Genomic DNA, 7,155 nt, shown 5'->3' with positions numbered 1-7,155 from the left:
ACTTCTCTCCCGCGCCGACGAGGCAATCGAAAGAAGCGGTGACTTCCGCTAGTGTGCAGGTTTTCGGACCTGACCGGCTGGTCTGTCGATGTCCGCTCACGCGGGGATTGTGTTGCAAAAGTTTTTTTGGGGTGGCGAACGAAAATTCTTAGAGCCGCTGATCCGTTTTTACGCGCGGCGACGTGAGGGGCCAAGTCGCTTCATCCAAAATTGATCACGGACCTCCGTAGTGGCGCTGAAAAGCGACGCAGCAGCAGAGAAGTCAAAAAATCAACTTTCGCGAGATTTTTGGTGCTGTTCGATTTTCGACTTTGCAACACAATCGCGGGCAAAGCGGACTTCGCGGCAGGACCCGGCGACTACCGAGTTTGACCCACAACGGACTCGGCCCACCTGCGCGAGAAACTACGCAGGTATGGGCGCTCTGCGGCCTGGAGCAGTCTAGGGCGCGCCTATAGAGTGCCGTCCAGCGTTTTCATGTATCGTCCGACTTAACCGGCGGAGACAAGAACGTGCGATATGCTTTCGTCATCGCGTTGCTTGGGCCGGCTCCTTGCCCTCCGAGCCCGCTAGTGTCCCCCATGAAGAGCGTCGTTGAGATAGATGCAGGTCAGGATCGCAAATACGTAGGCCTGCAGGAACGCGACCAGCAGCTCAAGTGCGGTCAGCGCAACGGTCAATGCCAGCGGCACCACGCCAGCGATCCAGCCAATCGCGCCGAGCGAGGTACCGAGCAGTGCGATGAAGCCCGCGAACACGTTCAGCGTGATATGGCCCGCCAGCATGTTGGCGAACAGACGTACGCTGTGCGACAGCGGTCGCGACAGGAAGGAGATGATCTCGATCGCGACGACCAGTGGCAGTATGTAAATCGGAATGCCTGGCGGCACGAAAATCTTAAAAAATTCTAGCCCATTTTTGTAGAAGCCGTAGATCAGCACCGTGAAGAACACGAGCAGCGCGAATGCGGCAGTGACAATGATGTGGCTTGAGACAGTGAAAGTGTAGGGAATGATGCTGATCGCGTTCGAGACTAAAATAAACATGAACAGCGAGTACACCAGCGGGAAGAACTTCATGCCATCCTCGCCGGCGGTGGACCGGATCATGCTGGCCACGAACACGTAACTTAACTCGGCCATCGACTGGTAGCAGCCGGGAACAAGTTGTCGGCCTTTCATGCCGCGAATAGTCAGTAAAGCAAATTACCGCCACCGTGAGCAGCATGTATGCTGAGGAATTGGTGAAGTAGATGGCGTGATCGCCGATCTGGCCGATCTTGAAGAAGTTTTTGATTTCGAACTGGTGGATCGGGTCGAGTGTCATGCGCGGCTCCTTCTCCACTACCGGCACCAAACTCTCACCAACAGTTAAACCAATTCACATACCGTGTTGATTTAGGTCAATTGGACCCGCTCCCATAAGCGCCCTTAGCCTTCTGGTAGCGATTCATTGTCTCAGGCCTGTCTCACACGTCGTGTTGGGGCTAATTTCGAGATTGTTCAGCAATCCTGACCCGTTTCCAATTGGAGCGCAAAGATTTGAGATTTCGAGTTGCTCTAAGGACCGCACGACTGCAGACAGTTGACGAGATGAGAGATGCTGCTTGTTGCGGCGCATGAGTCGGTAATTGGGCACTTTTCTGACCTGACGGCTGGAACTGGCGACCTCCCTTCATTGGAGCAAAGCGGACTTCGCCGTTGCGGGTCATCAATATGCCAAGGAGTCAAAATGCAAAGTTGGTCAATCAACAACCTATCGTGAGAACGACCATGCAGACGCCGCCGCTTGACCCCGATATCGCCGATATTGCGGCCTCTGGTATAGTGTTGACCTCTTACGACAAGGAGCACCTCGCCACGTATCTGCGCCTGCTCGACGCGCATGCGGAAGGTGCGGACTGGCGCGAAGTCGCACGAGTGGTGCTGCAGCTTGATCCGGAACATGAATCTGATCGGGTTCGAAAGGCGTTCGACAGCCATTTGGCGCGCGCGAAATGGATGACGGAGCACGGTTATCGTCACCTGCTACGTGGTGGCGCGTCGGCGGCTTAAAGCGACGCTGCCCCGCTGTCGGGATATATGGCTCTCTTGAGGTGCCCGATCAGCTCCAGCGCTGAGAATGGCTTTTTCAGTAACGCGATACACCCGGAGGCCAATGCTGCCTTTTGAACGTCCAGGCTGTCATTCCCGGTCATGTAGAGAGACGATAGCTCAGCTCAATACCGGACCCGTCCTTCAGGTTGATGTCGAGTATGAGGCAGACCGCTCTGTCAAAATCAGCGTGATTTTGCGAGCCTCTGCGGATGAAAACAGGATCGGTTCGTACGCGTGCTGCTGGAGCAGTCGCTGGACTCCCTTCAGCATTCCTGGGTCATCATCAACGACCAAAACTACGTTTCGGCGTCGCACGCGGGAAATCCCTTATCTGCCTGCCCACAGCCTTGTTGCTAAGTTTAGCCGGGCTGCGTCGTTCCGTGGGGGTTATGCAGTTCTAGTCGGTCTGCCCTTTGTCGGACGCAATCCCGAAGCGCTCGGCAAGGGAAACAAGTTCCGCCAAAGATCGAACCCGCAATTTTTCAATTACGTGAGGCGGTGGGTCTTGATCGTGCGCACAGTCGAACCTAGCGCGTTGGTAGCCGCCTTGTTGCTTTGACCGTGAACGACGAGTTCAAAGACCTGCCGTTCGCGCGGTGTCAATGTTGCGACACGAGAAAGAAAGACGTCCCGGACCTGCTTCACGTTAAGAACGGCGTTGTGCCGCGCACGCCGATCGTTCAACGGATTGAAGGAGGTCCTCCGATGATACTGGCTTGATCAGATAATCTTCTCCACCGGCCTTCATGGTCCGCACGGTGGCGGGAAAGGAACATGATCGGCAGTGTCGAACCGATTTCGTTCAGGCGCTCTTGCAGCTCCGGACCGCTCATTCCCGGGAGCCGCACGTCGAGAAGGATGCAGCTCAGTACGTCGTCGCTTGGCAAACGATCCAGGAAGTGCTGGGCCGAGGGATAGGTGAAGACCTCACACCCGGCTTGCTTCAACACGCCTTCTATCGCTTTGCGGAAGTTACGGCGTCGGATTGACCTAAAGGCGTCCGCCCGCCATCTTAAACGCAACGGCCTCCACGGTCCTCGGCTCTTAGTGCGGCCGAGCAATGCACCTATTAACCAATGAGGACTGGGATGAACTCGAAAAAATACGCCGCTGAAGCAATTGGGACCTTTTGGTTGACTTTCGCAGGCTGTGGCAGCGCAGTCATTTCGGCAGCATTCCCGGAGGTTGGCATTGGATTGGTCGGCGTATCGCTGTCCTTCGGCTTGAGTGTGGTGACGATGGCCTATGCTATTGGCCACGTCTCCGGTTGTCATCTTAACCCGGCCGTCACCGTAGGCCTTGCTGTCGGCGGCCGCTTCCCCTCCGCACAGATCGGGCCGTATGTAATTGCACAGGTAATCGGCGCCATCGGCGCCGCCGCATTATTGTATGTGATCGCTAGCGGTGCTGCGGGTTTCGACCTCAGCAAGGGGTTTGCATCAAACGGCTATGAGGCGCACTCGCCAGGCAAATACAGTCTTCTCGCGTGCTTCCTCATGGAAGCGGTGATGACGATGATGTTCCTGTTTATCATAATGGGCTCCACCCATGGCAAGGCCCCAGCGGGCTTCGCTCCACTGGCTATCGGCCTTGGATTGGTGATGATCCATTTGGTCAGCATTCCCGTGACAAACACCTCAGTGAATCCAGCGCGGAGTACCGGGCCAGCATTATTCGTCGGGGGATGGGCGCTGGCGCAGCTCTGGTTGTTCTGGGTGGCACCACTAGTCGGGGGGGCGCTAGGCGGCATGATGTATCGCTGGCTAAGCGAACAGCCGGTCGGTGTTGTCGAGGGAAAAAACCAGCTTGGTCCCTGACGGGCACCATGTAGGGAAGCCTATCGATACTTGCCAATTGCGAAACATTTCGCCCTCTATCGCGGCCTCTTCCCGTCCAACTCGATGATCTGATCGTGCGCTAGTCTATATTGCTATGGCTGTCACTTAGCTTGCGCATGTAGTAACCCTGCCGCTGAAGCGCGGACCTGATCTCGTCGCTGATTTTGATGACCCTCTTCTTGCTCTTGCGCCATTTTCCCGCTCCAATAACGGGCAGCGGAAACCCCTTTTTCACAACGAGCAGATCACGTTTGGCGCTTAAATACACGTCGACCATATGGTGCCTCCGCTAAAGAGACCGAGCTTATCGCCCGTAAGCAAAGGCGCGCGTAACTAAAGTGCAACACTGATCCACTATCGGGCGCAGCCGGGTCGCTGCGGCGCGCGCCTACTCGTCAAGTAGGATCGTGCCCACTGGGAGCTGAACCGCTTGTTCCGGCTTTTTGGGTCCCCGTTTTTCCATCAATGGACGGTGTTCAGGTTCGCGCACGATGGCCGCGAGTTCCTGCTCAATTTCTAGTTCGCGTTCTTGGCTGATAGGCATGTGCCACGGCCATTTGCTACTGCGGATTGTCCTGTGGAGTATTGTCCTATGGGGCAACGCCATGTTGCCTCGCCTGTCACTGCAACCACGGATTTGTTCGCAGCAGATGTCCTCGATAGTGCGGTCGCGCGGTCCCCGCAGGAACTCACGCCCTCAGGAGGACCCTGATGACCGCCTTTCAGCAGCGCTGAGTGCGAGCGGGCGACGCTCGCACGGAACGAGCGCTTAGAACGTCGTCCAGGGACCGGAATTACTTACCTGAGCCGGTAGTTGTGCCCACTGGAGCCGCGCCGACAGCCGTACCTGTGCGCCGTTGCTCACGTCGCTCGGTGCGCCCTGTGCGACGGTCGTCACGCCGATCCTGACGCCCTTCACGCCGATCCTGACGCCGCTCCATACCAATGGTCTGGGCCTCCGCATTGGACACTGTCAGCAAGGTAGGAACGGCGAGGCCGAACGCGGCCGCAAACCCCGCCAACGAAAGGACCTTCCGACGAGAGATTGCTTCCGACTTTATGAACGCGCTCATGTGAAACCTCCCTGACTGGATGAACCGGATCAGTGCACCACCCCCCGCTCGGCCTACGTTGATCCACATCAACAGCGGGACCACTCGCACCGCAACGGCAGATCAGCGTTATGGCCGTAGGAAGGCGCTATAGCGCGCCAGCGGTGGGCTATAGGACAACGGGCAGGCCGCGCCAGCGCACAGCAACCCACTCGCTCGCGCAACGGCTGCAAATCCGGGCCGCCATATAGCCGCGCTGCCCACGACGGTTTGATCCATCGCAATACTCCCCCTAGCGAAGGCACACACTTCATGTGTGGGACGCCATAATCCACGGATGGAGAGAAGCCATGAAAATGACTTTGAGAACGGCGGCAATTGCAATCTCGACCTTTGTGTGTGCGGCGTTGTGGTCGCTCGGCTGGTCCGAGCAAGGCGGCGTATCGCTGTCGGTCAATAAAGCCGACGCGCAGCAGCGGGTCTATATCACGCGTGGCTACGCTGCGAGGGCGGCCTATGTTGAGCCGGGCTCCTGGTACGCTGTGAGGGCCTACTACTTTGGTGGCCCATGGAGTGGTGCTGGATACAGCTACACCGGCTCGGCTGACTACGCAGCGCGCCACGGCATTGGCTGCACGCCCGGTACCTCGATCAAGGGCGGGGACGGCATAATGTATCTCTGCCAGTAGAAATCATCTGCTTCGTAATGTCGGGCCAAGTAGCCGTTTTAGCCATTTGGCCCGACACTTCGGCTGTTCGTCGCCGCAGGCATATTCGCACAGCGCGCCGGCAGCGCAGGGCCACAGCACACCGGGCAGGCCGCGCCAGCGCACAGGCAGGCACGCGGCAGCCGGCGCTCGTATGTCCCGACGGCGTGCGTAGGCGCAGCCTATCTCAGCGTCGCCCGGTTGATCTACATCAAGCGCATGGCTCTCGAATTTAGGTGCATGCTTTGGAGGCAGCAGACCGGGAGCTTGAAATGAGTGAACGTTCGGAGCCGAAACAGGTCTGCCGTCGTAACGCACTCGCTTTGCTTGGATACGCGGCTGCATTTGGACTTGCCGCTTCGTCTGCCGTTCTGACGACGTCACAGGCTGAAGCCCAGACCACCACTGCGCCCGCCAGGCCCACGACGCCGCCCACAGATACGGCCAAGTCTGGAACAGAGCGCCATCAGGAACGGCGAACGGGGCGAACAGAAAGGCGGGCCTACCTCAGAGCGCAGCGTAAGAAGGCCCTAGAGCGCGCCACTACCAAAGGGCTATAGGAGAGCGGGCAAGCCGCGCCAGCGCACAGGCGGCCACGCGCGCGATATCCGAGCGATGACGTGACGGGTCGCATCACCACGTCGCCCATCCTCCCGTCGCCGACACTTGACTGTCGACCCTCGGAATTTTGTACCGCGCCGCAACGCAACCCGGGAAACCAAAATGCAAACGTGTTGAACACCCGCTCTCGCGCGGTCCCCCCTTAATTCACGCCCCTCAAAGGACCCCACAACCCGATTGCGGAGAGCGGCCATGTTCGACGTCACGCATGACCGCGACCTAGACGCGTGCGTGTCAGGCGTCACCACGACAGGCACCGGCCCCGTGACGATGTCTGCTTCCGGGGGGAAGACCGGAAGTCGAGGGCCGACTGCTAAAACGACGCGATTGAGCCTTTGTCGACATTCCAGATTAATGCGAAGTTTGGCGTTCGCTGATGCGGAGGAGACCAAGCGTTGAAAAACATACAGATCATTGATCGGGCACCGAACGCAACTTTCAGCGTGTTTCAAGCCACTGAAGAGGAGTTCTCGGCCATCTTTCCCGCGGAAGGCCAAGACGTCGAGTTTATTGAGGACTTTATCGCGCGGTGTGGTGGAGACGATCAGGCGGGACTTATTTTGAGGCCATTATGGGAGCGTCCCATTCTAAAGCGGGATGCACTCGGCATCCACGGAACGCTGTACCACGAGTATGAGGATCGAAGACAACATCTGCCAGCAACAAAACGAGAAGTAGATTGGTACGAAGGCGCTATCAATTCTGCGCAAAGGCGGCTGTTTGCCAGCAATCGCTGAACTTCCGTTTGTGACCCCGAGCGGACATGGCTCAAGCATCGGTTTTTCTGCGAATTTGCCTTTGGCCCCTTCCGGTGCAGATTCGACCCGTTACGATGTCGTCG

The 7,155-nt window shown here is 57.7% G+C and carries 7 protein-coding genes and 1 pseudogene; 4 read left to right on the top strand and 4 right to left on the bottom strand.

Annotation, left to right across the window (positions count from 1 at the left end):
* Window positions 1-569: 569 nt before the first annotated feature.
* Window positions 570-1,269: pseudogene (locus tag GWE18_RS15550) on the bottom strand (F0F1 ATP synthase subunit A).
* 503 nt (window positions 1,270-1,772) lie between these two features.
* Between GWE18_RS15550 and GWE18_RS15545 the strand changes: the two are divergent.
* Window positions 1,773-2,054, top strand: a complete 282-nt coding sequence (locus GWE18_RS15545) for a DUF2285 domain-containing protein (protein WP_275186577.1) — start codon at window positions 1,773-1,775, stop codon at window positions 2,052-2,054.
* A 528-nt stretch (window positions 2,055-2,582) separates the two neighbouring features.
* Here the strand turns inward: GWE18_RS15545 and GWE18_RS42305 are convergent.
* Window positions 2,583-2,741 carry a LuxR C-terminal-related transcriptional regulator gene (locus tag GWE18_RS42305; protein ID WP_342804264.1) on the bottom strand — a complete coding sequence of 53 codons (159 nt, stop codon included), beginning with the start codon at window positions 2,739-2,741 and terminating at the stop codon, window positions 2,583-2,585.
* Between the two features lie 35 nt (window positions 2,742-2,776).
* Window positions 2,777-3,046: a response regulator gene (locus tag GWE18_RS42300; RefSeq protein ID WP_342804263.1), complete on the bottom strand. Its 270-nt coding sequence runs from the start codon at window positions 3,044-3,046 to the stop codon at window positions 2,777-2,779.
* A 138-nt stretch (window positions 3,047-3,184) separates the two neighbouring features.
* Between GWE18_RS42300 and aqpZ the strand changes: the two genes are divergently transcribed.
* Window positions 3,185-3,913 (top strand): aquaporin Z, encoded by a 729-nt coding sequence (aqpZ, locus tag GWE18_RS15535; RefSeq protein WP_275186576.1) that lies wholly within the window; start codon window positions 3,185-3,187, stop codon window positions 3,911-3,913.
* A 100-nt stretch (window positions 3,914-4,013) separates the two neighbouring features.
* Here the strand turns inward: aqpZ and GWE18_RS15530 are convergent, their stop codons facing one another.
* Complete coding sequence (locus tag GWE18_RS15530; RefSeq protein ID WP_275186575.1) at window positions 4,014-4,211, bottom strand: hypothetical protein; 198 nt, start codon at window positions 4,209-4,211, stop codon at window positions 4,014-4,016.
* Window positions 4,212-5,336: 1,125 nt separating this feature from the next.
* Between GWE18_RS15530 and GWE18_RS15525 the strand changes: the two genes are divergently transcribed.
* Window positions 5,337-5,675, top strand: coding sequence for a hypothetical protein (locus GWE18_RS15525; protein ID WP_275186574.1), 339 nt, complete (start codon window positions 5,337-5,339; stop codon window positions 5,673-5,675).
* Window positions 5,676-6,709: 1,034 nt separating this feature from the next.
* On the top strand, window positions 6,710-7,051 hold the full coding sequence (locus GWE18_RS15520) for a hypothetical protein (RefSeq protein ID WP_275186573.1): 342 nt from the start codon (window positions 6,710-6,712) through the stop codon (window positions 7,049-7,051).
* The last annotated feature ends 104 nt before the right edge of the window (window positions 7,052-7,155 follow it).

It is taken from the genome of Bradyrhizobium sp. CSA112 (assembly GCF_029051645.1).
Taxonomy (GTDB): Bacteria; Pseudomonadota; Alphaproteobacteria; order Rhizobiales; family Xanthobacteraceae; genus Bradyrhizobium.
Note: the sequence above shows the minus strand (reverse complement) of the source record. Positions and strands in the feature narration are given on the sequence as shown.